This window comes from Piscinibacter sp. PDB1-1 (assembly GCF_056675995.1).
Genome location: NZ_JBWVZJ010000001.1, coordinates 2,140,927 through 2,161,249 on the forward strand (window position 1 = coordinate 2,140,927; position 20,323 = coordinate 2,161,249).

Consider the following 20,323-nt stretch of genomic DNA (forward strand, 5'->3'; position numbering starts at 1 on the left):
AGGCAGACACATGACCCACGACACCACACGCCGCGACCACCTGGCCACCCTCGCCGCCCTGGCGGCTTTCGCCGCCGCGCCCGCCACCGCCTGGGCCCAAGGCACGTGGCCGACCAAGCCCGTGCGCATCGTCGTGCCCTTCGCGCCCGGCGGCACCACCGACATCCTCGCGCGCGCGATGGCACCTGAGCTCAGCCAGGCCTTCGGCCAGCAGTTCATCGTCGACAACAAGCCCGGCGCGGGCGGCAACGTGGGGGCCGATCTGGTCGCCAAGTCGCCGGCCGACGGCTACACGTTGCTGATGGGCACGGTGGGCACGCACGGCATCAACCAGTCGCTGTACCCCAAGATGCCCTTCGACCCGATCAAGGACTTCGCGCCCATCACGCTGGTGGCCGGCGTGCCCAACGTGCTAGTGATGAACCCGGCCAAGGCGGCGGCGCTCAACATCAACACGGTGGCTGACCTCATCAAGTACGCGAAGGCCAACCCCGGCAAGCTGAACATGGCGTCCAGCGGCAACGGCACGTCGATCCACCTGAGCGGCGAGCTGTTCAAGAGCATGACCGGTACGTTCCTCGTGCACTTCCCGTACCGCGGCTCGGGCCCGGCGCTGCTCGACTTGATCGGCGGCACCATGGACCTGATGTTCGACAACCTGCCCTCGGCCATGCCGCAGATCAAGGGCGGCAAGTTGAAGGCGCTCGCGGTGACCACCGCGCAGCGCAGCGCGGCGCTGCCCGATGTGCCGACCATCGCGGAGAGCGGCGTGAAGGGCTTCGAGGCCAGCTCGTGGTTCGGCCTGCTGGCACCCGCGGGCACGCCGGCCGACATCGTCAACCGCATCCAGCAGGAAAGCGCCAAGGCGCTCAACGCGCCAGCGCTGAAAGAGCGCCTGCTCGCGCAGGGCGCAATCCCGAGCGGCATCACGCCGGCGGAGTTCAGCGCCTACATCGCCGCCGAGACGAAGAAGTGGGCGCAGGTGGTGAAGGTGTCGGGTGCGAAGGTCGACTGAGGCCCATGCTCACGCTGCGCGCTCTCACGCCTCAAGACTCCATCGCCGCTCTGACCCACCTGCTGCACCGCGCCTACGCTCAGCTTGCGGCAATGGGGCTGAACTACACGGCGGTCGACCAGCCGCCCGAGGTCACAGTGAAGCGCATCGCGGGTGGCCAGTGCTTCGTGGCCGAGTGGCAGGGCACGCTGGCTGGAACCATCGTCGTGCAACCCACGCATGACCAGGCCGAATGCACGTACTACACCCGGCCCGGGGTCGCCGCGGTCCATCAGTTCGGCGTCGAGCCGTCGTTGCAGGGAAAGGGGATAGGAAAGGCCCTTCTGGCGCAATGCGAGCAGTGGGCCGTTGCCCGTGGCTACCGCGAGCTCGCGATGGATACCGCGGAACCTGCCCATCACCTGATTCGTCTGTACACCGGTCTCGGCTACAGCTTGGTCGACCACGTGCAGTGGTCGGGCAAGGTGTATCGCAGCGTGGTGCTGAGCAAGGCCTTGCAACCCGGCATCTCGGTGGGCCGCGCTTGATCCTCAAGAGCTTCTTCCGCTACGCGCTGGTCGGTGCGGTCGCCACGGCGACGCACTATCTGGTGCTCATCGCCGGCGTCGAGCTGCTGCACTGGCCTGCCCACATCGGCTCGGGCATCGGCGCCGTGGTGGGCGCGCAGGTCGCGTTCTTCGGCAACCGCCGCTTCACCTTCGACCACAGCGGCGCGCTCGGCCCGGCCTGGGTGAAGTTCATGGGCACGGCGCTGCTGGGCGCCCTGGTCGGCATGGCCATCGTGGCCGCAGCGGTGCAGGCCGGCTGGCACTACCTCGTCGGCCAGGTGCTGGCCACGCTCGCGAGCCTGGTGCTGACCTTTCTGGTCAACCGGGCCTGGACCTTCGGCCGATGAGCAAGGCCGTCAAGACCGTCGCGCTGTTCGAGGCCGGCAAGGGGCTGGTCGTGCTGCTTGCGTCGGCGGCGATCCTGCCGCTGGTGCACGGCGACATCGTCGACTGGGCGCAATCGCTGGTGGCGCACCTGCACCTCAACCCGGCATCGAAGTACCCGCAGATCTTCGTGATGGCAGCGAGCAACCTGCACGACACGCGCCTGGTCGTGCTCGCGCTCGGCGCGGCGGGCTATTGCGTGCTGCGCTTCGCCGAGGCCTTCGGCCTGTACCGCGGGTACCAGTGGGCCGAGGTGCTGGCCGCCGTCAGCGGGGCGATCTACGTGCCCTTCGAGGTGATGGCCGTGCTGCGCGAGCCCACGCTGCTGCACGTGGGCCTGCTAGCGGCCAACCTGCTGGTGGTGGCGATCATGGCGTGGGCGTTGTATCAGCGACGCGCGCTTGCGGCCACGCCGCCGCGCTGAGCCGGAAACGCAAGCCCGGCTCGGCCCGTTCGGCATGCAGGCGCCAGCCGTGCGCCAGTGCGATCTCCTGGCAGATGGCGAGGCCCAGCCCTGCACCGTGGTCGCGTCGGTGCGCGGCACGCCAGAAGCGCTCGAACAACAGCGGCAACTGAGCCGGCTCGACGCCCGGGCCACGGTCGCGCACGGTCAGCGTGTGGCCCTCGATCTCGACGCTCACCGCGCTGCCGGCCGGTGCGTGCTGCACGCCGTTCTCCATCAGGTTCTTCAGCAAGGTGAACAGGGCGCCGCGGTCCGCGCGCCACACCACGTCGCCGTTGGCGGCAAACACCTCCAGCCGCACACCGGCCGCTTCGGCCGCGCGTTGCAGGTAGGCCACCACCTCGTGCGCCAGCTCCGGCACCCGGACTTCGCTGTAGCGGTAGTTCTGCACCTCGCTGGCTTCGGCCAGCAACAGCAACTGCTGCACCTGGCGCGTCATGTACTCGACGTCGCTCAGCAGCGCGTCGCGGTCGGCCTCGCCGGGCGGCATCAGCTCGACCTGCGCGCGGATCAGCGCGAGCGGGGTCTTCAGCTCGTGCGCCGCGTTGCCGAGGAACTCCTGCTGCACGCGGTAGCCGCGCTCGAGGCGCTCGAGCGCGGCGTTGAAGGCGTCGACCAGCGGAACGAGTTCGGCGGGCACCGCCCGTGTGCTCAGCCGCGCGTGCAGCGAGCGCGGCGAGATGGCGGCCGCCGACGCCGACACGTCGCGCAGCGGCTTGAGGGTGTAGCGCAAGGTGACATAGGCGCACAGGCCGAAGGCGAGCAGCAGCACCAGGCTGAACACCGCAATGCCGGCTCCCGCCAGCGGCAGGGCCACGCGATGCACAAGCTCCATGAAACGCTCGCTGGCCGCCACCTGCAGGTACCAGCGCCGCCCACCGTGCTCGAAGGGCTGGGTCGCGCCGTGCAGGACCACGCCCTCGTGTTCGAGCTCGAAGTTCTCGGCCACCGGCTTGAGCGGCCCGGCACGCGCGGGCCAGAAACCCGCACCGGCCGCCGAGAGCAGGGCCGCATGGCCGGCCTCGTCGAGGATGCGGTAGGCCGCCTCGCGGCGCAGGCTGTCGTAGACCCAGGCCAGGTCGTCCTGGCTGTCGTCGAAACCCACCGGCAAGCCTTGGGCATCGAAGCGGACCTTGGCCGACATCTCCTGCGCCAGATCGGCCAGGTCGACGCGGTTGAGCGCATCGGTTTGCACGGCCACCACGATCGCGGCCACGAACAGCGTGATGCTCAGCAGCACGCCAGCCACATAGGCCAGCAGGACCTGCCGGCCCAGGCTATTCGACCGCCGTGGCGTCATCGCGAAGCGCATAGCCCAGCCCCCTGACGTTCAAGATGCGCTGGTGCGAGCCAATGGCGCGCAGCTTGCGGCGGATGCGGTGCAGTGCCACGTCGAGCGCGTTCGGCGTCACGGCCTCGCCCACGCCCCAGCCGGCGGCTTCGAGCGCGCTGCGGCGCACGGTCTCGCCGTGCCGCCGCGCGAGCAGCAACATGATCTGCATCTCGGCCGCGGCCAGCGTGACGCTCTCATCGCCGCAGCCCATGGTTCCGCCTTCGGGCCGCAGGCTGAGGTCGCCGGCCTGCGGCTCGAGCGGGCTCTGTTGGGCCGGCCGGCGCAGCAGGGCGCGCACGCGGGCCACCATCTCGTCCATCGCGAAGGGCTTGGCCAGGTAGTCGTCGGCGCCGGCTTCGAGGCCCTCCACGCGGTCGCGCAGCGCATCGCGTGCGGTCAGCACCAGGCAGGGGATGCCCATGCCGGCCTGGCGCAGGCGTTGCAGCAGCGCGAGGCCGTCGCCGTCGGGCAGGCCGCGGTCGAGCACCAGCGCCTGATAAGGCCGCTGCGACAGCGCCGCCCAGGCCGTGTCGACGCGGCCCGCCATATCGACGGCGATGCCCTGTGCCGCCAGCCCCTTGCAGATCAGCCCGGCCAGGCGCTCATGGTCCTCGACGAGGAGTACACGGCTCATCAGAAGCGATAGACATAGGCGAGGAAGAGTCGATTCTCGGTCGAGCGATCCACCAGCGGGCTGTCTTTCACCGCGGACGAGAGCCGGGTGCCCAGCAGGTCGAGCATCAGCGAGTTGTGGCGGTCGATCAGGAAGATGCTGCGCAGGCCCACTTCGTAGCTGATGCCGTCGCCGGCCTGGTAGGCCGGGCGGCCGGGCAGGGCTTCGGACTCGGTGACACCGAAGTAGAAGTCGTTGTAGCGGCCGTCGTGCCAGGTTGCACCCAAGCGCGGCGCGAGCACGAACTGGCGGCCCAGGCGCCAGTTCTTGTCGACCACCAGGCTGAAGCGCTGGCCGCGGCTGTAGTTCGACACGTCGTGCAGCCACTCGGCGCCGAGGTTGAGGACCGAGGTCTTCCATTGCAGCTTGGCCCCGGCCCAGAAGCCATCCTTGCGCTCGGCCATGCCCCGCAGGATGGGCGCGTCGTCCGACTCGTAGCCACCGAAGATGGCGTAGCGGGCGACGATGCGGGCGTTGAGGCTTTGCGTCTCGCCGAGGGCGAGTGGCGGCAGCTTGAACTCCAGCGCCGGGCCGAGCACGTGCACGTAAGGGTTCTCGTACTCGAGCAGCGGGAGGATCTCGTTGTCACGCTCGATGCCGGTGTACGGCTTCTGCTTGCTGCCCCCGCCGACGCCGATGCCCCAGGTCGATGTCGGCCGGCCGCCGCTCCCGGGCGGGCCGCCCTCGGGCTTGGCGGGCTCGGCCGGAGGGTCTGCAGGCGCCTGAGCGGCGCACGCCGTGGCGGCCAGGCCGAGCACGATGGCGAGCAAAGAGAAGCGGAAGGTGGTCATCACGGGCAGGTGCAGGGAAACTGTGAGGAGCCGAATGGTCGGCCCACCTGCCTTACCGACGACTTACCTGCGCCGGATCGCCTTCACGCAGCGGCCGGATCAGTGCACTACGCCCGCCAAGGCACCAAACGATGAAGACTCATGGGCCTCGTCACCTGCCTGTCGATCCCGGTGCCCGCCATTCGTCGTGGGCATGTTGACAGCCGACAGCCGGCCCGCCGGCGTGGCCTTGCCCGACGACGTGCCCAACCCCGCGACGCACACGATCAGCTTCCACTGGCGGCTCTTCAAGGCCTGGGCCGCGATGGGCTTCCGCGTGCCGCCGATCGATTTCGTCTCGGGGAAACTGGACGTCACACCCGCACCCAGCTCTGCCCGAGCGTGACCCGCGCCTCGGCAAGATCGGCCGCGAAGGCCTCGCTCTCCAGGTAGGCGAGCTCGCGCACGCGCGCTCCGCCGATGGCATCGCCGCTGCCGCCGGCCTCAGCCGGGTGGCAGAACAGCATGCCGCCTTCGCGCGGCAGCTCGGCCAGCCAGTGGCGCATCAGGCCGCGGTAGTCGGCCTGCACGAAGTCGTAGACGCCCAGCAGACTGGCGTTGTGGCGCAGGCCGTGGCGCAGCAGCTCGCGGCGCAGCGCGCGCCCGCCGGTGCGCTCGATCACGAAGCGCTTGAAGGTGAAACCGGGCCCGAAGAGGCGCCCGGTGCTGCGCACGGCCGGCCGCGGCGTGATTGGCGCGATGCCATCGAGCACCACCTGGCGGATGAGCGGCAGGTGATGCACGTGCTGGTGGCCGTCGACCATCTGCGGCGCGCGGCCGGTGGCCTGCACGAAGGCATCGACCTGCGCCTGCCACTCGGCGCGCAGCGCCGCCACCGGCAGATGGCGCAGTTGCGACATCACCAGCAGCTTGGGCAAGGAGGGCAGCTCGGGCCACACCGCCTGCAGCTCGCGGCTGAGCGGGCGGCCTTCGGTGAGGTTGAAGTGCAGGCCGACGGCGGCCGTCTCGGGCAGATCACGCAACAGCGGCGCGGCCTCGCGCCAGTGCGGCGCATTCGTGATGCACGAGGTGGCCGTGAGCCGCCCCTTGCGCGCCAACATGGCGATGCCGCGCGAGATCGGCGCCGACAGGCCGAAGTCATCGGCGCACAGGGTGAGCAGCCGCGTCGTCATGTCGACCCCACGGGGATGCCGGCCGGCATGGAGGCGGCCCGGCGCGCGGCCCTCAGCGCGCAGTTCAACCGGCCACCCCGTCGGTGGGCTGCAAGCCGCGGCCCTGGTCGCTCGCGACCAGGTAGATCGGCCGCTGCTTCACCTCGTCGAAGATGCGGCCCACGTACTCGCCGAGGATGCCCACCGACAGCAGCTGCACGCCGCTGAAGAACATCAGGCTCACAACCAGCGTGGCCCAGCCGGGCACGTCGTGGCCGCGCACGAAGTGCTGAACAACGATCAGCAGCCCGAAGCCGATGGCGCCCACGGCGATCAGCGCACCCACCGCGCTCCACAGGCGCAGCGGCGCGGTCGAGAACGCCGTGACGCCGGTCAGCGCGAGCCGGCCCAGGCTGCGCAGCGAGAAATGGCTGTGGCCGGCGCCGCGCTCGGCGGGCTGGTAGTCGATGATCTCGGTGCGAAAACCCACCCAGGCGTACAGGCCCTTCATGAAGCGATTGCGCTCGGGCAAAGACTTGAGCGCCGCGACCACGCTGCGGTCCATGAGGCGGAAGTCACCCGCGTCGACCGGGATCTGCACCTTGTTGCCCTTGCGGTTGACGAGCCAGTAGAAGAGCGCGGTGCCGATGCGCTTGGGCAAGCTCTCGTCGGCGCGCGAGGTGCGTGCGGCGCACACCATGTCGGCGCCTTCGCGCCACACCTGGATCATTTTCGCGATCAGCTCCACGGGGTGCTGCAGATCGGCGTCCATCAGCACGACCACGTCGCCGTGGGCGTGGTCGATGCCGGCGGTGAGCGCGTTCTCCTTGCCGAAGTTGCGCGACAGCCGCAGCAGGCGCACGCCACCCTTGGCCACCCAGGGCGCAACCGCCGTGACGGTGTCGTCCGAGCTGCCGTCGTCGACGATGACGATCTCGTGGCGGTCGGTCAGCGTGTCGAGCTGCGCCTGCAAGCGGCCGAGCAGCGTGGGCAGGTTGCCGGCTTCATTGAACGCCGGCAGAACGCAACTGATGGAAGGGCGTGCGGAACGGGGCAGGTCTGCGGGCATGAAATCGGGCGGAGCACCGGAACAGCCGGCACTTTACGTTGACTTCAGCTCCGGGAACCGTTCACGCAGTGCGGCCATCAGTTCGCGGGCCTCGTCGGCGGTGTCGGGCAGCGGGTGCTGCTCTTCCTTGATGCGCTGGATGTCACCGACGATCTGGCACAACTGCTCCAGCGCGTGCTCGCCCTCGGGGCCGAGCTTTCGGGGCTCGACGCTCGCCACCAGCGCGAGCAGCAGGTCGCTCAGGACACCGATCTGCTTGCCATACGAGGCCACCTCGCGCAGGGCGCGCACTTCGACCTGGTTGTCGCCGGCGCGCATCAGCAGGCTGGGGTGAATGTCCTGCGTGACGCCGCCGCTGAAGGGCCAATGCACTTCGGGGCTGAAGTTGAGCCATGACATGCGCGTCTCCCGGGTCGTGGAGCGGTGATCGTGCGGCGCAGCAAGGGCAGCGTCAAGAGCCCGGGACCACCCGAGGCAGGGGTGCCATCGAAGCAGCGCGCGGCGCTTGGTGCCACGCCACGCCGGCCCACACAATCGCCCATGCCCGCGAGCACCTTCACCGCCTACCGGCAGACCGCGCTGCGAGACGACCTGCTCGCCGGCGCCGTCGTCGCCGTGTTGTTGATCCCGCAGGCCCTGGCCTATGCGCTGCTTGCAGGCCTGCCGCCGCAGGTGGGCATCTACGCGAGCCTGCTGCCGATGCTGGCCTACGCGGCGCTGGGCACAAGCAGCGTGATGTCGGTCGGCCCGGCGGCGGTGCAGGCACTCATGACTGCGCAGGCGATCGCGCCGGTGGTCGGCCCGGAGGGCGTGAGCCCTGCGCTCGCAGCCATCGTTCTCGCGACCGAGGTGGGCTTGCTGCTGGCGCTGGCCGCGGCGCTCAAGCTCGATGCGCTCGCTTCGCTGCTGAGCGTGCCGGTGCTCAACGGCTTCACGGCCGGTGCGGCGCTGTCGATCGCGCTCTCGCAACTGCCCGCACTGGTGGGCAGCTCGGCGCACGGGGCCGACACCGAGTCGCTGTTGCGCTCGTGGTGGAACAGCGGGCGTTGGGGCCACCTGGCGCCCGCCGCCTTCGGGCTCGGGGCGCTCGCGCTGCTGTGGCTGTCTCGCCGTGCCGCCACCCGCCACCCGATGCTGGCGCGGGCGACCCCGTTGGCGGTGATCTGCGGGGCGGCGCTGCTGGCTTGGGTTGTTTCAGAGCACACGCACGACGTGGCCCTGGTGGGCCCGCTGCCGCCGCTGTCCTTGCCGTTCGCCTGGCCCGCGTTCGATGCCGCGCTGTGGCGGCAGCTGCTGCCGGGCGCCACGCTGATCGCGCTGGTGATCTTCGTCAGCAGTTTCGCGGTGGCGGAGAACCTGGCGCTGCAGCGCGGCGAGCATGTGGATGGCCGGCGCGAGCTGCTGGCGCTGTCGGCCTGCAACCTGGTGGCCGGGGCGGGGCAGGGCATGCCGGTGGCGGGCAGTTTCTCGCGCAGCGCGGTGAATGCCGACGCCGGGGCACGCACGCGCATGGCCGGTGTATGGGCGGCGCTGATGATGCTGGTGGCAATGCTTGTGCTTGCCGCGCCGCTGGCCTGGCTGCCGCGCGCGGTGTTGGCCGCAACGATCGTGCTGCCCGTGCTGGCCTCGGCCGAATGGGGCGCCTTCGGGCGGGCCTGGCGCTACTCGCGCGGCGAGGCCCTGGTGATGGTGGCCGTGGCCGCCATCACAGTGCTGCAGAGCACGCAGTGGGCGCTGGGCGTGGGTGTGGCGGTATCGATCGGGCTGATGCTCAAGCACGCCGCGCAACCGCACGCCGCCTTGATCGGGCGCGTGCCCGGCACCGAGCACTATCGCAACGTCACGCGCTACGCGACCGAACTCACCCCCGGCGTCATGAGCCTGCGCGTGGACGAGAGCCTGCTCTTCATCAACGCCCGCCAGCTGCTGGGCGTGGTCGCCAAGCACCTCGATGCCTACCCCGACACGCGCCGTGTGCTGCTGCAGATGACACCGGTCAACCGCATCGACGTGAGCGGCCTGGAAGCGCTGCGCGCGCTGCAGGGCGTGCTGCTGGAGCGCGGCATCGAGCTCGATCTCTCGGAGGTGAAGGGCCCGGTGCTCGACGCGCTGCGCGCGTCGGGCTGGGCCAGCTGGTTCCAGGGGCGGCTGTTCCTGAGCCACCACCAGGGCGTCGTGGGCGAACAGGGCATGGCGCCCTGACGCCCGCGGCTGCTATCGCGTACCGATCAGGACGACTCCGCCCGACCCCACGGCCAGGCCCGCGATCACGGCCGAGCCGTCGAACACGGCCACGCCGCTGCCAGTGGCACCCGCCGGCGCGCAGGGGCTGCCGCCGTAGGTGATGGTGACGCGGTAGAAGTTCTTGCCCGAACTGTCGGGCGTGACGCGGCCGGTGGCCACGCAGCCGTCGTCGCCGGTGTGGGTGTAGGTGCCGCCCGCGGCCACGACCAGCGTGCCGAGGGTGGTGTTGTAGGTGCCGGCTGCGGCAGTCGGGTTCGGGGCCTGGTCGTAGACGGGGTCGTAGGTCAGGCTGAGGGGCGCGCTGTCGCCCGAGATCGTCATCGTGCCGGTGATGCTGGTGCGCGCCACATAGGAGCCAGTCATCGAGCCGGTGGCGGTGTCCGCACCCAGGTTGACGGTGAGCGCGCCACTGAATTGCGAACCGTTCGTGGTGGCTGAACCGCGCAGCAGGAAAAGGTCGGCGTCTTCGACCACCACTGACCAGTACTCGCCCGAGGGCGTGACGACCGCGATGCTGCTTTCGCCGCCCCAGATGCCCTGGAGCGCACTGGCCTGCGCAGGCTGCTGCGAGGCCGGTGGGGCGTCGTCGCCCCCCCCGCCGCACGCCGACAAGACCAGGGCGGTGCACAGCACCATGCTCATTCGTTTGTTGTTCATGAAGACTCCCCTTCAGTTCAAATATGACAAGTTGGTCATGGTGCGAGAGGCGCCACGCCGATGAGCCCGGTTTGTATCGCGTTGCTCCGCACCCCTGCATCCCTCGCGAGGGGGTGCGGAACACACAAACCTTTGCCATGTACGCGTGGCACGCAGGAGTTGTACGCGTCGTACCGCCGGGCTACGGCAGCGCCCGCGATTGCTAACCGCATTCGTGATGGGTCACGCGTCAGGATGCCCCGACCGCGCTCCTAGAATCGCGCGTCTCCTCGCCACGCTGCCCCTCCATGACACCCACCACCGCCGCGGCCTCGCGCCCTGCCTGGCGCGATCCCCTGCTCGGCTTCGCCTTGCTGATGGCAGGGCTGTGGGTGCTGGTTCCGGCGCTGATCAACGGCGCGCAACCGGGCGACCACTTCGAGCAGTTCACCTGGGCGCACAGCATGGAGGGCGGCTACTACAAGCACCCGCCGCTGCCGACCTGGCTGCTGGCCATCACCATCAAGCTGATTGGCCCGACGCCCTACGCCACCTACCTGGTGGCCGCGCTGATGCTGCTGGGCACTGCGGTGTTCACCTGGTTGATTGCCCGAGAGCTGATCGGGCCGCGGCTGGCTTCGCTCGCCATCGTGCTGTGGGGGCTGCACTGGGCCTTCACCTGGAAGGCGCAGATGCTGAATCACAACTCGGTGATGATGTTCTTCATCGCCGCCGGCGTGTGGCTGGCCATCGGGGCCGCCCGGCGCACCGACGGGTGGGCGTGGTGGGTGGGTCTCGGTGTGGCGGGTGGGCTGGCCATGCTGGCCAAATACCAGTCGGCCGTGCCGCTGGTGGGCATCATCGTCGCGCTGTGGCGTGCCGACTGGCTCAAGCGCCGCGATCAGTGGCAGGGCCTGATCCTGGCCGTGGTGCTGTGCCTCGCGGTCTTCGCGCCGCACGTGGTGTGGATGGCCCATCACGATTTCGTGACGCTGAACTACGCGTCATCGACCGTCAACCAGCTGGAAGGGCTGCAGCGCGTGCGCAAGCTGCTCTCGTTCAGCGTGCTGCACCTGCGCATGCTGTTGTGGGTGCTGGTCGCAATGGCCGCGCTGGCGTGGTGGATGCACCGCCAGCCCGCCAACGCCGAGCCGCTCGGCGCGCAAGTGACCGATCGCGAACGCAACGCGTGGTGGCTGGGCCTTCTGGGCTGGCCGATCGGCGTGCTGGTGGTGCTGTGCCTGGTCAAGGGTGTTCGACTGCAGGATCACTGGGGCTTCCAGGCGATGCAGTTCATCAGCCTGTGGCTTGCGTGGCAACTGCGCCGCTTCGGCCCGCGCGCGGCTCCGCGCCTGCTGATCCTGGCCCTGGCGGTGCATGCGCTGGGCATGGCGGTTTACTCGCGCTCGGTGTGGGCGCCGATCACGCTCGAAGGCCGCGGTCGACCCGATCAGTTCTACCCCGCGCAAGCGCTGGCCGACTCGGTGATGGCCGAATGGCGGCGCACCACCACTTGCCCCTTGCGCTACGTGGTGGGCGGCACCTACGAAGCCGGCATGGTGTCGGTGTATTCGGGGCAGAACCCGGCGATCCTGGAGTCGAACCTGCCGGCGCGCTCGCCGTGGATCGACCTCGATGACCTGAAGCGCTCGGGGGCCGTCTACGCCTACGTCGATGCGCCGACCGGGGCACCCGGCCCGCTGCACGAGCACGTCTTCACCGTGCCGGGCGGAACCGGGCCGCTCTACACGATCTACTGGGCGATCGTGCCGCCGCAGCACCGCTGCGATTGAGCCCGCGCAGCAGCGCGACCCATCAAGCCACGCCCGCGGATCCGGCTTTGCCGGGCCGCCGGGCGGCGCCCCTTGGGGGCAGGAGCGCAGCGACTGGGGGGCTAACCCCTCACCGCTGCGTCTTCAATTTGTTGCTGCACCTTGCGTGCGCCGCGCAGCACCAGGGTCTGGTCGAGCATGGCCTGAGGGGCCACCGCCTGGGCGACTTCGTCGAGCGTGTCGGGGTCCGTCATCAAGGCATTGGCCAGCGCCGACAGGGCGCAGATCGACCGGCGCGGGGCGTTCGCCGGCAGCTGGCGCAGTGCGTTCACGCGCACGTGATGGCGCACGCTGGCGAGCGCCGCTGCACCCAGGCCCCAGCTTTCACAGAGCGAGGCGCCGAGCGCGTCGTGGCTGACGCCGAAGGCTTCGAATTCACGTTCGACCAGTTCGCTGTCGTTGGCGACCGCCTGCAGCATGGGGCGATAGGCTTCGGGCGCGTGCTTGAACAGCACCGCCTTGCCGCATTCCTCGAACAGGCCGGCGGAGTGCGCGCCCCAGGGGTCGACACTCAGCGCCTGGCCGATGCGACCCATCAGCAGCCCGCGCACGCTGGCGCGCTGCCAGACGGCCTCGAGCTCGGGCGCCGCCGGGAAGACCGCACGCAGGCCGAACTCGAAAGTCACCGCCGCCACCTCGCGGGTGCCGAGGTACATCACTGCCTGCTGCACGCTTTGCACGCGGCCCTTCAGGCCATACAGCGACGAGTTGACGGCCTTCATCACTGCGGCGGCGAGCGCCATGTCGGTCTCGACCAGGCGGCCCAGCGTGGGCAGGTCGACGTCGTCATCGGCCAGCAACAAGGAAAGCTGGACCAGCACTTCGGGCTGGGCCGGCACATCGATGTTCAGCGAACGCAGTTTCGGGTCGACAGGCATGGCGGTATCCGGGTCAGTCTTTCTCACGGGCCATGCTAGCGATGCGCGTCTGGCCCGATCGTTCGAACAGGCGCACCTTTCGGGCTCATTCCGGGCGATTTCGTTCTCATGTTGGCGGCCTCGCGCCTTCGGAAACCACTAACACGGGCGTGCTAACTGCTCCCTATACTGATCTTTCCCGCGTCAAAACAGGTCAAAACATGGCCACCAAGCTCCCGAAGAGCGAACAAACGCTCCAAGCCATCATTCGCACGGCATTGCAGATCGCGGTCGTCGAAGGGCTGCATGCCGTCACCCTCGGCGAGGTGGCCAAGCGCATGAACATCAGCAAGAGCGGCGTGTTCGCACGCGTGGGCTCGCTGGAGGCGCTTCAAAACAAGGTGGTAATCGAGTACGGCCGCATCTTCGCGGCCAATGTGTTCCTGCCCGCCCTGAGCGAACCGCGCGGCCTGCCGCGGCTGAACGCGATCATGCGGCTGTGGATCGGCCGCGGCACCGGCGAGAACGCCATGGCCGGCGGCCTGCACACCGCCGCCGCGTTCGACCTCGATCACGTCGAAAGCGGTCTGCGCGACCAGCTGCTCGAATCCGTGATGGCCTGGCGCAACCAGTTCCTGCGCACCATCCAGATCTGCATCGACGAAGGCCACCTGCGCCCCGACACCAACCCGTCGCAGCTGCTGTTCGAGATCAACAGCCTGATGGTGGGCTTCCTGCACGATGCCCGCTTCGTGCGCGACCCGCATGCGCACGAGCGCGTGGCCGCGGCCTACCAGCGGCTGATCTCCACGTACCGCAGCTTCACCTACAACGGCTAGGGTCCGACATGCGCGTGCTGGTGCTGGGTGCGGCGGGGTTCATCGGGTCGCACCTGGCGCGCAGCCTTCGCGCGAGCGGCCATTCGGGCGGCCACCTCGGCGGTCGCCTCGGCGGGCAGACGATCACCGATCTCGTGCTGGCCGACAACCGCCGCGTCGCCAGCGGCCTGCAGGGCGACATCTGCGACCCCGCCTTCATGCAGCGGCTGTTCGCGCAGCCGGTCGATGTGGTGTTTCACCTCGCCGCCTCACTCACGCTGGATGCCGAGCTGGATTTCGCCACCGGCCTGGGCGTGAACGTTCAGGCGCTGATGCAGCTGCTGGAGCGCTGCCGCGCGCAGGCCGCGGCGGGGCGCATGGCGTCGTTCGTGTTCGCGAGTTCCATCTCCACCTACGGCGGCGCCTTGCCCGAGCGGGTGGACGACCACGTGGCGCAAACGCCGCAAACCTCGTACGGCACGCACAAGGTGATCGCCGAGCAGCTCATCAGCGACTACTCGCGCCGCGGCTATCTCGACGGCCGCGTGCTGCGCCTGCCGGTGGTGCTCACCCACCCCGGGCCAGCGAGCGGCAGCGTGTCGGATAAGCTGGCCGCGTTGATCCGCGAGCCGCTGGCCGGGCGCGATGCGGTCTGCGGCCTGGCGCCGGACACCCGCGTGCCGGTGGCCTCGGTGCGCAGCGTGGTCGAAGCGTTTCTTGCGCTGCAGGGGCTGCCCGCCTCGGCCTTCGGCCCCAGCCGCGCGATGAACCTGCCTTCGCTCACCGTCACGCCGGGCGAGATCGCCAGCGCGGTGGCGCGCCGCGGCGCCATCGGCGAGATCAGCTGGCAACCCGACGCCATGCTGCAAGGCATCGTCGACGGCTGGCCACGCGCGTTCACCTCCGACCGCGCGCTGCGCCTGGGCCTGCATGCCGACGCGCATGTCGACGCCATCATTGACGCCCACCTGGAGAGCCGCCGCGCGCATGACTGATCTCGCTTCGCTGCCCGTTTGCATCATCGGCGCCGGCTCCTCTGGCATCACCACCGCCAAGGCGCTCAAGGAGGCCGGCGTCGCGTTCGAAGGCTTCGAGATCGGCTCGGCGATCGGCGGCATGTGGCGCTACGAAAACGACAACGGGCTCTCGTCGGCCTACCGCAGCCTGCACATCGACACCAGCCGCATCAACCTCGGCTACGCCGACTTCCCGATCCCCGCGAGCTACCCCGATTTCCTGTCACACGCCGAGGTGCTGGAGTACCTGGAAGCCTACGCCGCGCACGCTGGTGTGGTGCCGCAGTTCCGTTTCAACACGCGTGTCGACGACGTATCCCCCGCCGGCGACGGCAGTTGGCAGGTGCGCCTGGCCGGCGGCGAAACGCGCCGCTACCGTGCCGTGCTGGTCGCCAATGGGCACCTGTGGGATGCACGCTGGCCCGAGTTCCCGGGCCATTTCGATGGCCTGGCGATCCACTCGCACGACTACCGTACCGCCGAGCCGTTCAAGGAGAAGCGCGTGCTGGTGGTGGGCATTGGCAACTCGGCGGTCGACATCGCGGTGGACGTGTGCAAGTCGGCGCACAGCACACTGCTCTCGACACGCCGCAGCGCCTGGGTCATGCCGAAATACATCATGGGCATCCCGGTCGACCGCTGGTCGTCGTACTTGATGCGCAAGCTGCACCTGCCCACACGGCTTGCGCGCAGCATCGTGCGCCGGCTCGCCTACCTGGCCGTGGGCGACCAGGCGCGCTACGGCGTACCGCGCCCAGCGCATGCGGTCTGGCAGGAACACGCCACGCTGAGCCAGGAGCTGCTGCCCTACGCCGGGCACGGCTGGATCAGGTTCAAGCCAAACATCCGTGAACTGCGCGGCACCGAGGTGGCGTTCGACGACGGCAGCGTGGCGCCCATCGACGCGATCATCTACGCCACCGGCTATCGCACCAGCTTCCCGTTCATCGCCCGATCGCTGTTCGAGGTGACCGACGCGCCGGTATCTCTGTACCGCCGCATGCTGCCGCCGAACCTGCCGGGCCTGTATTTCGTGGGCCTGGTGCAGCCGATCGGCCCGACCATCCCGCTGGTGGAGATCCAGGCGCGCTGGCTGGCCTCGGTCCTGGCCGGCCGCACGGCCCTGCCGGACACGGCCGCCATGCAATCCGAGATCGGCCGACACCACCGCCACCAGGCCAAGCGCTACCTGGGCTCGGCGCGCTACACGCTGGAGGTGGATTTCCGCGACTACGCCGGGCAGTTGCGCAGCGACATGGCACGCGGGCAGGCGCGGTGAGACGCCTGAGCCACGCTAACGCACGAACGCATCCCACCCGGTCTTGAGGATCAGCGCCGACACCACCACGATGAACACGCCGCGCACGAAGCCGGCGCCGTGCTTGAGCGCGAGCCGCGTGCCCAGCAGGCTGCCCGCCACGTTGGCTACTGCCATCACCACGGCCACGTGCCACCAGACGTGGCCGGTGAACGCAAAGAGCGCGAGCGCGGACGCGTTGGTCGCGGTATTGAGCAGCTTGGCGCTGGCGCTGGCGTTCAGGAAGTCGTAGCCCATCAGACGCACGAACAAGAACACGAAAAAGCTGCCGGTGCCGGGGCCGAAGAAGCCGTCGTAGAAGCCGATCAGCAGGCCGATGGCGCTGGCCACCATCGCCTCACGGCGCCCGTCGAAGCGCGGGGCGTGGTGGCGGCCGAGGTCCTTGCGCAATAAGGTGTAGACCAGCACCGCCAGCAGCACGAAGGGCAAGGCGCGCCGCAGGCCGTTGGCGCTCACGAGCGTGACGGTCCAGGCGCCCGCCAAGCTGCCCGCAAGCGCCGCGCCGGCAGCCGGCAGCAGCGCATGCCAGCGCATCGACACCTTCTTGGCGAACTGCAGCGTGGCCCATGCCGTGCCCCACACGGACGCACCCTTGTTGGTACCGAAGAGCGTGGCCGGCGCGGCACCAGGGTAGACGCTGAACAGGGCCGGCACCAGGATCAGCCCGCCGCCACCGACGATGGCGTCGACGAAGCCTGCGAAGAGCGAGGCCAGGGTGACGGTGATGAGATCCAAGGGCAGGGCGTTCAGAAGAGGCGACGGCCGAAGCATCGCAGGGCCCGCGCAAACCTCGGCGCGGACGGCACGCGAGTGTGCACGGGGCCCAGAAACAACCAAGGGCGTCAGGTTTCCCTGACGCCCTTTGATCTCTCTGACTCAGCAGCGCGTGCACCTCATGGGCGCAGCCCTCTGTTTGCAACCTGGAAGCAGTGCGCTACTGATTGCCTGTTTTGTCTCCTCGTACCCCCGCCAGTGACAAGCCGCGCTGGGCGCGCCTGTCGCGAGTGGGCGGACTGTATGCCTGTCACAAAAGTGAAGCACTCAGGACTTTCCCTGCCCCACATTGGGGCAATCTGCGTGCCTTTGCGGAAAAGTGAGCACAACCTTCGTGCCGCGGTGCACAACACTGGTCACGTGGGCCTCGCCACCGTGCAGCTCGGCGATCCGCTTGACGATGGCCAGCCCCAGCCCCTTGCCGCCCTCGCCCGTGGCCGGAGCCACGCCCGTGCGGGCCTGGAAATAGCGGTCGAAGAGATGCGGCAGGTCGGCTTCGGGGATGCCGGGGCCGTCGTCGGCCACGCTCACCCGCAGGCCGCCATCGGCTGCGGGCTCGGCGGCCAGGGTGATGCGCGCGCCGGGGGGGCAGAACTTGAGTGCGTTGTCGATCAGGTTGGCGACCGCGCGTTCGAACAACTCGACGTCGAGCGCCGCAGGCGCCGGCTGATCGCCGTGCGTGGCTTCCAGCGTCACCCCGGCACGGGCGGCGCGCTCGGCGAAGCGCGCCGCGATGTCGGCGAGCAGCTCCTGGGCATCAACACGCACCGGGCGCAGCGCGAAGGCGGGTTCGTCGAGCATGGCCAGATCCCCCAGCGACTGCACCAGCCGCGAGGCATTGCGCGTGTTGCGCAGCGCCACTTCGGCCAGGCCGAGGTCGTCGGCGCGCGAGGGGTGACCGGCCCAGCGCGTCTGCAGTGTTTCCAGGCAGGCGGTGGTGGCGGTCAGGGGCGAGCGCAGGTCGTGCGAGAGGTTGCTGACGGCTTCGCGACGGAAATGGTCGAGCCGTCGCAGCGTGCCCCACTGGCGGCGCAGGGTGCTGAGCATGGCGTCGAAGGCCTGCGTGAGTTGGCCGAATTCGTCGCGCGTGGCGGCCGGAAGCAGCGGCTGGGCCTGCGCGGCGCCTTCCTGCAGCCCCTTCTCGGACAGCGCCGCCACCGCCTCGGTGAGCCGTTTGAGCGGGCGTGTGACCGACGCGATCACCAGCGCGGCGAGCAGGGTCGTGAACGCCATGATGGCCACGATCAGCCACATCGCCGGGCGCGCAAAGCTCGCACGCAGCGCCTGCCAGCGGCCGGCCGGCAGGCCCTCCTTGTGGCACACGAGGTAGAGGTAGCCCGCCACCGGCTCGCCCGCACCGATGGCGCGCCGCCCGATCGGCCGGGCGGTGATCACGGCATCGGCGTCCATGCGCTCGGGGTCATCGCCCATCACGTAGGGCATGGGCGTGGGCGAGGCGGCCTGGTGCACCGGCCCCATCGCCACCTTGAAACCGGGCGGCAGGGCGACCGAGCCGGTGCTGGCCAGCACGACGCCCCGCGGGTCGAGCAGATACAACTGGGTGTCCGGCTCGAACAGCACCAGGTTCCTGAGGAACACAAGAAAGTCGTCGGGATGCCGTTCGTGCATCTCGAAGAGGTGGTTGTTCTGCGCCACCACGCGCTCCAGGAAGGCGGTGGCGCGCTGGTAGGTGGTCTCGTGCTCGAAGCGCTGGAAGGCGATGACGACCGTGGCGAGCACGGCCAGCGCCGTGACGAGGCCGGTGGCGAAGATGGTCAGCGCGATCTTGAGGCGCACGCTCATGGCATGCGCCGGCTTGAGCGGGCCCTCGATGCGCGAAGCGGACCTTGTCCTGCGCTTGTCGAAGGGTCAGCCTGAACGGACTGAGTGTGTTCAGAGTTGGGTCTGACGGCATGCCAACCCCCGCTCAGGCTGAGGTATCGAAGCCCCGCTCCGATCACAGCGGCGCCTCGCGCATCTTGTAGCCCGCCCCGCGCACCGTCAGGATGAGCTCGGGCCGCATCGGGTCGGTCTCCAGCTTGGCCCGCAGCCGGTTGATGTGCGTCGTCACCGTGTGCTCGTAGCCGTCGTGTGTGTAGCCCCACACCGCGTTGAGCAGCTGCGCGCGCGAGAACACATGGCCGGGGTGGCTGGCAAAGTGCAGCAGCAGGTCGAATTCAAGCGCCGTGAACTCGATCGGCGCGCCACGCCAGCGCACCTGCCGCTTGGTGGGCAGGATCTCCAGGTCGCCGTTGCGCAGCGCGTTCGGCTGGGCCTGCGGGCTGGCCTGCGCGGCGCGCAGCAGGTCGGCACGGCGCAGCAGGGCCTTCACGCGCGCCAGAAGCTCGGCCAGCGAGAACGGCTTGGTGAGGTAGTCGTCGGCACCGAGTTCCAGGCCCAGCACGCGGTCGAGCTCGGTGGCGCGCGCCGTGAGCATCAGGATCGGCGTGCTGCGGCCGCGCGCGCGCAGGGCCTTGCAGACTTCCAGGCCGTCCATGCCCGGCATCATCAGGTCGAGGATGAGCAGGTCGCTCGCCTGCTCGTTCTGACTCGCCAGTGCCGCCGGGCCGTCGGCGACCGTCTGCACCGCGTAGCCGGCACTGCGCAGGTTGAGCGCGATCAGCTCGCGGATGTCGGTCTGGTCTTCGGCGACGAGGATGCTGGCGGCCATGCGGGGATTGTCGGCGCAGGCCCCGCCTTCTTACGCAAATGTGATCTGGCTGTGATCTTTGTTGAGGGTGGCGCGAGGTGCGCGGCAGACAGTCTGATCAACACCTTTCGGAGACCCACCATGAGCACCCTCGCCGCAGCCGCTTTCCCGACATCTCTCTCGTGGCCGGAGGTGGCCTCGCACCGCAGCTACTTGGTGCGCTTCGCCCAGCGCAAGCTGCATGACCCGATGTTGGCCGAAGACGTGGTGCACGACGTGTTCGAGGCCGTGGTGTCGGGTCGGGCCGCCTTCGCAGGGCGCTCGGCCCTGCGCTCGTGGCTCACCGGCATCCTGAAGCACAAGATCGTCGACCTGGTGCGCAGCCGCGCCGGCACCGACAGCCTCGACGACCAGGCGCTCGACGGCGGTGCGCCGGGCCTCGAATGCCAGCAGCCGCGGCCCGATGCCGTGGCCGAGCAGCGTGAACAACTGCGCCAGACGCTGGCACGCATCGAGGCCCTGCCGAGCTCGCTGCGCCAGGTGATGGAGCTGCGCGTGCTGCAGGAGCAACCCACCGAGGCGGTGTGCGCGGCGCTGGCCATCAGCGAGGAGAACCTCTTCGTGCGCCTGCACCGCGCGCGCAAGCAATTGCTCGGCGCCTGACGCCCCTTCTGCGCCCGGGCGATCCGCGCCCAGAAGTGCACTGGCATGCCGCCTGCATGGTCTCGCGGCGAGTATCCTCGCCGCCGCT

At 69.5% G+C, this 20,323-nt stretch carries 22 protein-coding genes; 11 read left to right on the top strand and 11 right to left on the bottom strand.

Going from position 1 to position 20,323, the window contains the following annotated elements:
* Positions 1–10: 10 nt before the first annotated feature.
* The 4 genes from AC1KAR_RS09895 to AC1KAR_RS09910 are packed head-to-tail and all read left to right on the top strand — an operon-like array spanning position 11 to position 2,371.
* The gene (locus AC1KAR_RS09895; RefSeq protein WP_480316972.1) at positions 11–1,015 is read left to right on the top strand and encodes a tripartite tricarboxylate transporter substrate binding protein; all 1,005 of its coding nucleotides are present in this window, start codon (positions 11–13) and stop codon (positions 1,013–1,015) included.
* A gap of 5 nt (positions 1,016–1,020) precedes the next feature.
* On the top strand, positions 1,021–1,542 hold the full coding sequence (locus AC1KAR_RS09900) for an N-acetyltransferase family protein (RefSeq protein WP_480316974.1): 522 nt from the start codon (positions 1,021–1,023) through the stop codon (positions 1,540–1,542).
* The gene (locus tag AC1KAR_RS09905; protein WP_480316976.1) at positions 1,539–1,910 is read left to right on the top strand and encodes a GtrA family protein; all 372 of its coding nucleotides are present in this window, start codon (positions 1,539–1,541) and stop codon (positions 1,908–1,910) included. The genes AC1KAR_RS09900 and AC1KAR_RS09905 overlap by 4 nt, the downstream gene beginning before the upstream one ends.
* Positions 1,907–2,371 (top strand): DUF2127 domain-containing protein, encoded by a 465-nt coding sequence (locus tag AC1KAR_RS09910; protein WP_480316978.1) that lies wholly within the window; start codon positions 1,907–1,909, stop codon positions 2,369–2,371. The genes AC1KAR_RS09905 and AC1KAR_RS09910 overlap by 4 nt, the downstream gene beginning before the upstream one ends.
* Here AC1KAR_RS09910 and AC1KAR_RS09915 read toward each other — a convergent pair.
* Genes AC1KAR_RS09915 through AC1KAR_RS09925 form a run of 3 tightly spaced genes read right to left on the bottom strand, consistent with a single transcriptional unit; the run spans position 2,316 to position 5,207 of the window.
* Entirely contained in the window at positions 2,316–3,710 is a 1,395-nt protein-coding gene (locus AC1KAR_RS09915) for a sensor histidine kinase (RefSeq protein ID WP_480316980.1), read from the bottom strand. The genes AC1KAR_RS09910 and AC1KAR_RS09915 overlap by 56 nt on opposite strands.
* Positions 3,688–4,377, bottom strand: coding sequence for a response regulator transcription factor (locus tag AC1KAR_RS09920; RefSeq protein ID WP_480316982.1), 690 nt, complete (start codon positions 4,375–4,377; stop codon positions 3,688–3,690). Before AC1KAR_RS09920 ends, AC1KAR_RS09915 begins: the two co-directional genes overlap by 23 nt.
* Complete coding sequence (locus tag AC1KAR_RS09925; RefSeq protein WP_480316984.1) at positions 4,377–5,207, bottom strand: MipA/OmpV family protein; 831 nt, start codon at positions 5,205–5,207, stop codon at positions 4,377–4,379. Before AC1KAR_RS09925 ends, AC1KAR_RS09920 begins: the two co-directional genes overlap by 1 nt.
* Positions 5,208–5,400: 193 nt before the next feature.
* Here AC1KAR_RS09925 and AC1KAR_RS09930 point away from each other — a divergent pair, with 193 nt between their 5' ends.
* Positions 5,401–5,592, top strand: a complete 192-nt coding sequence (locus AC1KAR_RS09930) for a hypothetical protein (RefSeq protein WP_480316986.1) — start codon at positions 5,401–5,403, stop codon at positions 5,590–5,592.
* On the opposite strand, the gene AC1KAR_RS09935 is transcribed toward AC1KAR_RS09930, so the two are convergent.
* The 3 genes from AC1KAR_RS09935 to AC1KAR_RS09945 all read right to left on the bottom strand — a co-directional run bounded on the left by AC1KAR_RS09935 (position 5,561) and on the right by AC1KAR_RS09945 (position 7,826).
* Entirely contained in the window at positions 5,561–6,379 is an 819-nt protein-coding gene (locus AC1KAR_RS09935; protein ID WP_480316988.1) for a ChbG/HpnK family deacetylase, read from the bottom strand. The genes AC1KAR_RS09930 and AC1KAR_RS09935 overlap by 32 nt on opposite strands.
* A gap of 64 nt (positions 6,380–6,443) precedes the next feature.
* Complete coding sequence (locus tag AC1KAR_RS09940) at positions 6,444–7,427, bottom strand: glycosyltransferase family 2 protein (RefSeq protein ID WP_480316990.1); 984 nt, start codon at positions 7,425–7,427, stop codon at positions 6,444–6,446.
* Between the two features lie 33 nt (positions 7,428–7,460).
* Complete coding sequence (locus tag AC1KAR_RS09945) at positions 7,461–7,826, bottom strand: hypothetical protein (RefSeq protein ID WP_480316992.1); 366 nt, start codon at positions 7,824–7,826, stop codon at positions 7,461–7,463.
* A 141-nt stretch (positions 7,827–7,967) separates the two neighbouring features.
* Between AC1KAR_RS09945 and AC1KAR_RS09950 the strand changes: the two genes are divergently transcribed.
* Positions 7,968–9,629, top strand: coding sequence for a SulP family inorganic anion transporter (locus tag AC1KAR_RS09950; protein ID WP_480316994.1), 1,662 nt, complete (start codon positions 7,968–7,970; stop codon positions 9,627–9,629).
* Positions 9,630–9,641: 12 nt separating this feature from the next.
* Here the strand turns inward: AC1KAR_RS09950 and AC1KAR_RS09955 are convergent, their stop codons facing one another.
* Positions 9,642–10,328 carry a hypothetical protein gene (locus tag AC1KAR_RS09955; protein ID WP_480316996.1) on the bottom strand — a complete coding sequence of 229 codons (687 nt, stop codon included), beginning with the start codon at positions 10,326–10,328 and terminating at the stop codon, positions 9,642–9,644.
* A 287-nt stretch (positions 10,329–10,615) separates the two neighbouring features.
* Between AC1KAR_RS09955 and AC1KAR_RS09960 the strand changes: the two genes are divergently transcribed.
* A complete protein-coding gene (locus AC1KAR_RS09960) occupies positions 10,616–12,100 on the top strand; it encodes an ArnT family glycosyltransferase (protein WP_480316998.1) in 1,485 nt (494 codons plus the stop codon).
* A gap of 101 nt (positions 12,101–12,201) precedes the next feature.
* Here the strand turns inward: AC1KAR_RS09960 and AC1KAR_RS09965 are convergent, their stop codons facing one another.
* Positions 12,202–13,017 carry an HDOD domain-containing protein gene (locus AC1KAR_RS09965; RefSeq protein ID WP_480317000.1) on the bottom strand — a complete coding sequence of 272 codons (816 nt, stop codon included), beginning with the start codon at positions 13,015–13,017 and terminating at the stop codon, positions 12,202–12,204.
* 200 nt (positions 13,018–13,217) lie between these two features.
* Between AC1KAR_RS09965 and AC1KAR_RS09970 the strand changes: the two genes are divergently transcribed.
* Genes AC1KAR_RS09970 through AC1KAR_RS09980 form a run of 3 tightly spaced genes read left to right on the top strand, consistent with a single transcriptional unit; the run spans position 13,218 to position 16,109 of the window.
* The gene (locus tag AC1KAR_RS09970; RefSeq protein ID WP_480317002.1) at positions 13,218–13,835 is read left to right on the top strand and encodes a TetR/AcrR family transcriptional regulator; all 618 of its coding nucleotides are present in this window, start codon (positions 13,218–13,220) and stop codon (positions 13,833–13,835) included.
* Between the two features lie 8 nt (positions 13,836–13,843).
* Positions 13,844–14,809, top strand: coding sequence for an NAD-dependent epimerase/dehydratase family protein (locus AC1KAR_RS09975; RefSeq protein WP_480317004.1), 966 nt, complete (start codon positions 13,844–13,846; stop codon positions 14,807–14,809).
* Complete coding sequence (locus tag AC1KAR_RS09980; RefSeq protein WP_480317006.1) at positions 14,802–16,109, top strand: flavin-containing monooxygenase; 1,308 nt, start codon at positions 14,802–14,804, stop codon at positions 16,107–16,109. Before AC1KAR_RS09975 ends, AC1KAR_RS09980 begins: the two co-directional genes overlap by 8 nt.
* A 15-nt stretch (positions 16,110–16,124) precedes the next feature.
* Here AC1KAR_RS09980 and AC1KAR_RS09985 read toward each other — a convergent pair whose 3' ends face one another.
* From AC1KAR_RS09985 to AC1KAR_RS09995, 3 genes are all read right to left on the bottom strand, one after another.
* A complete protein-coding gene (locus AC1KAR_RS09985; protein ID WP_480317008.1) occupies positions 16,125–16,919 on the bottom strand; it encodes a sulfite exporter TauE/SafE family protein in 795 nt (264 codons plus the stop codon).
* Between the two features lie 270 nt (positions 16,920–17,189).
* A complete protein-coding gene (locus AC1KAR_RS09990) occupies positions 17,190–18,725 on the bottom strand; it encodes a sensor histidine kinase (RefSeq protein ID WP_480317010.1) in 1,536 nt (511 codons plus the stop codon).
* A gap of 154 nt (positions 18,726–18,879) precedes the next feature.
* Complete coding sequence (locus AC1KAR_RS09995) at positions 18,880–19,593, bottom strand: response regulator (protein WP_480317012.1); 714 nt, start codon at positions 19,591–19,593, stop codon at positions 18,880–18,882.
* A 120-nt stretch (positions 19,594–19,713) separates the two neighbouring features.
* On the opposite strand from AC1KAR_RS09995, the gene AC1KAR_RS10000 reads away from it, so the two are divergent.
* Complete coding sequence (locus AC1KAR_RS10000; protein ID WP_480317014.1) at positions 19,714–20,235, top strand: sigma-70 family RNA polymerase sigma factor; 522 nt, start codon at positions 19,714–19,716, stop codon at positions 20,233–20,235.
* Positions 20,236–20,323: the final 88 nt, after the last annotated feature.

Bases quoted from the DNA above. Each gene is read 5' to 3' on its own strand.
- AC1KAR_RS09940 (WP_480316990.1), bottom strand. From the start codon at position 7,427: ATGCCCGCAGACCTGCCCCGTTCCGCACGCCCTTCCATCAGTTGCGTT.
- AC1KAR_RS10000 (WP_480317014.1), top strand. From the start codon at position 19,714: ATGAGCACCCTCGCCGCAGCCGCTTTCCCGACATCTCTCTCGTGGCCG.
- AC1KAR_RS09930 (WP_480316986.1), top strand. From the start codon at position 5,401: ATGTTGACAGCCGACAGCCGGCCCGCCGGCGTGGCCTTGCCCGACGAC.
- AC1KAR_RS09990 (WP_480317010.1), bottom strand. From the start codon at position 18,725: ATGAGCGTGCGCCTCAAGATCGCGCTGACCATCTTCGCCACCGGCCTC.
- AC1KAR_RS09925 (WP_480316984.1), bottom strand. From the start codon at position 5,207: ATGACCACCTTCCGCTTCTCTTTGCTCGCCATCGTGCTCGGCCTGGCC.
- AC1KAR_RS09895 (WP_480316972.1), top strand. From the start codon at position 11: ATGACCCACGACACCACACGCCGCGACCACCTGGCCACCCTCGCCGCC.
- AC1KAR_RS09960 (WP_480316998.1), top strand. From the start codon at position 10,616: ATGACACCCACCACCGCCGCGGCCTCGCGCCCTGCCTGGCGCGATCCC.
- AC1KAR_RS09975 (WP_480317004.1), top strand. From the start codon at position 13,844: ATGCGCGTGCTGGTGCTGGGTGCGGCGGGGTTCATCGGGTCGCACCTG.
- AC1KAR_RS09970 (WP_480317002.1), top strand. From the start codon at position 13,218: ATGGCCACCAAGCTCCCGAAGAGCGAACAAACGCTCCAAGCCATCATT.
- AC1KAR_RS09920 (WP_480316982.1), bottom strand. From the start codon at position 4,377: ATGAGCCGTGTACTCCTCGTCGAGGACCATGAGCGCCTGGCCGGGCTG.
- AC1KAR_RS09945 (WP_480316992.1), bottom strand. From the start codon at position 7,826: ATGTCATGGCTCAACTTCAGCCCCGAAGTGCATTGGCCCTTCAGCGGC.
- AC1KAR_RS09955 (WP_480316996.1), bottom strand. From the start codon at position 10,328: ATGAACAACAAACGAATGAGCATGGTGCTGTGCACCGCCCTGGTCTTG.
- AC1KAR_RS09985 (WP_480317008.1), bottom strand. From the start codon at position 16,919: ATGCTTCGGCCGTCGCCTCTTCTGAACGCCCTGCCCTTGGATCTCATC.
- AC1KAR_RS09965 (WP_480317000.1), bottom strand. From the start codon at position 13,017: ATGCCTGTCGACCCGAAACTGCGTTCGCTGAACATCGATGTGCCGGCC.
- AC1KAR_RS09995 (WP_480317012.1), bottom strand. From the start codon at position 19,593: ATGGCCGCCAGCATCCTCGTCGCCGAAGACCAGACCGACATCCGCGAG.
- AC1KAR_RS09915 (WP_480316980.1), bottom strand. From the start codon at position 3,710: ATGACGCCACGGCGGTCGAATAGCCTGGGCCGGCAGGTCCTGCTGGCC.
- AC1KAR_RS09900 (WP_480316974.1), top strand. From the start codon at position 1,021: ATGCTCACGCTGCGCGCTCTCACGCCTCAAGACTCCATCGCCGCTCTG.
- AC1KAR_RS09935 (WP_480316988.1), bottom strand. From the start codon at position 6,379: ATGACGACGCGGCTGCTCACCCTGTGCGCCGATGACTTCGGCCTGTCG.
- AC1KAR_RS09980 (WP_480317006.1), top strand. From the start codon at position 14,802: ATGACTGATCTCGCTTCGCTGCCCGTTTGCATCATCGGCGCCGGCTCC.
- AC1KAR_RS09910 (WP_480316978.1), top strand. From the start codon at position 1,907: ATGAGCAAGGCCGTCAAGACCGTCGCGCTGTTCGAGGCCGGCAAGGGG.
- AC1KAR_RS09950 (WP_480316994.1), top strand. From the start codon at position 7,968: ATGCCCGCGAGCACCTTCACCGCCTACCGGCAGACCGCGCTGCGAGAC.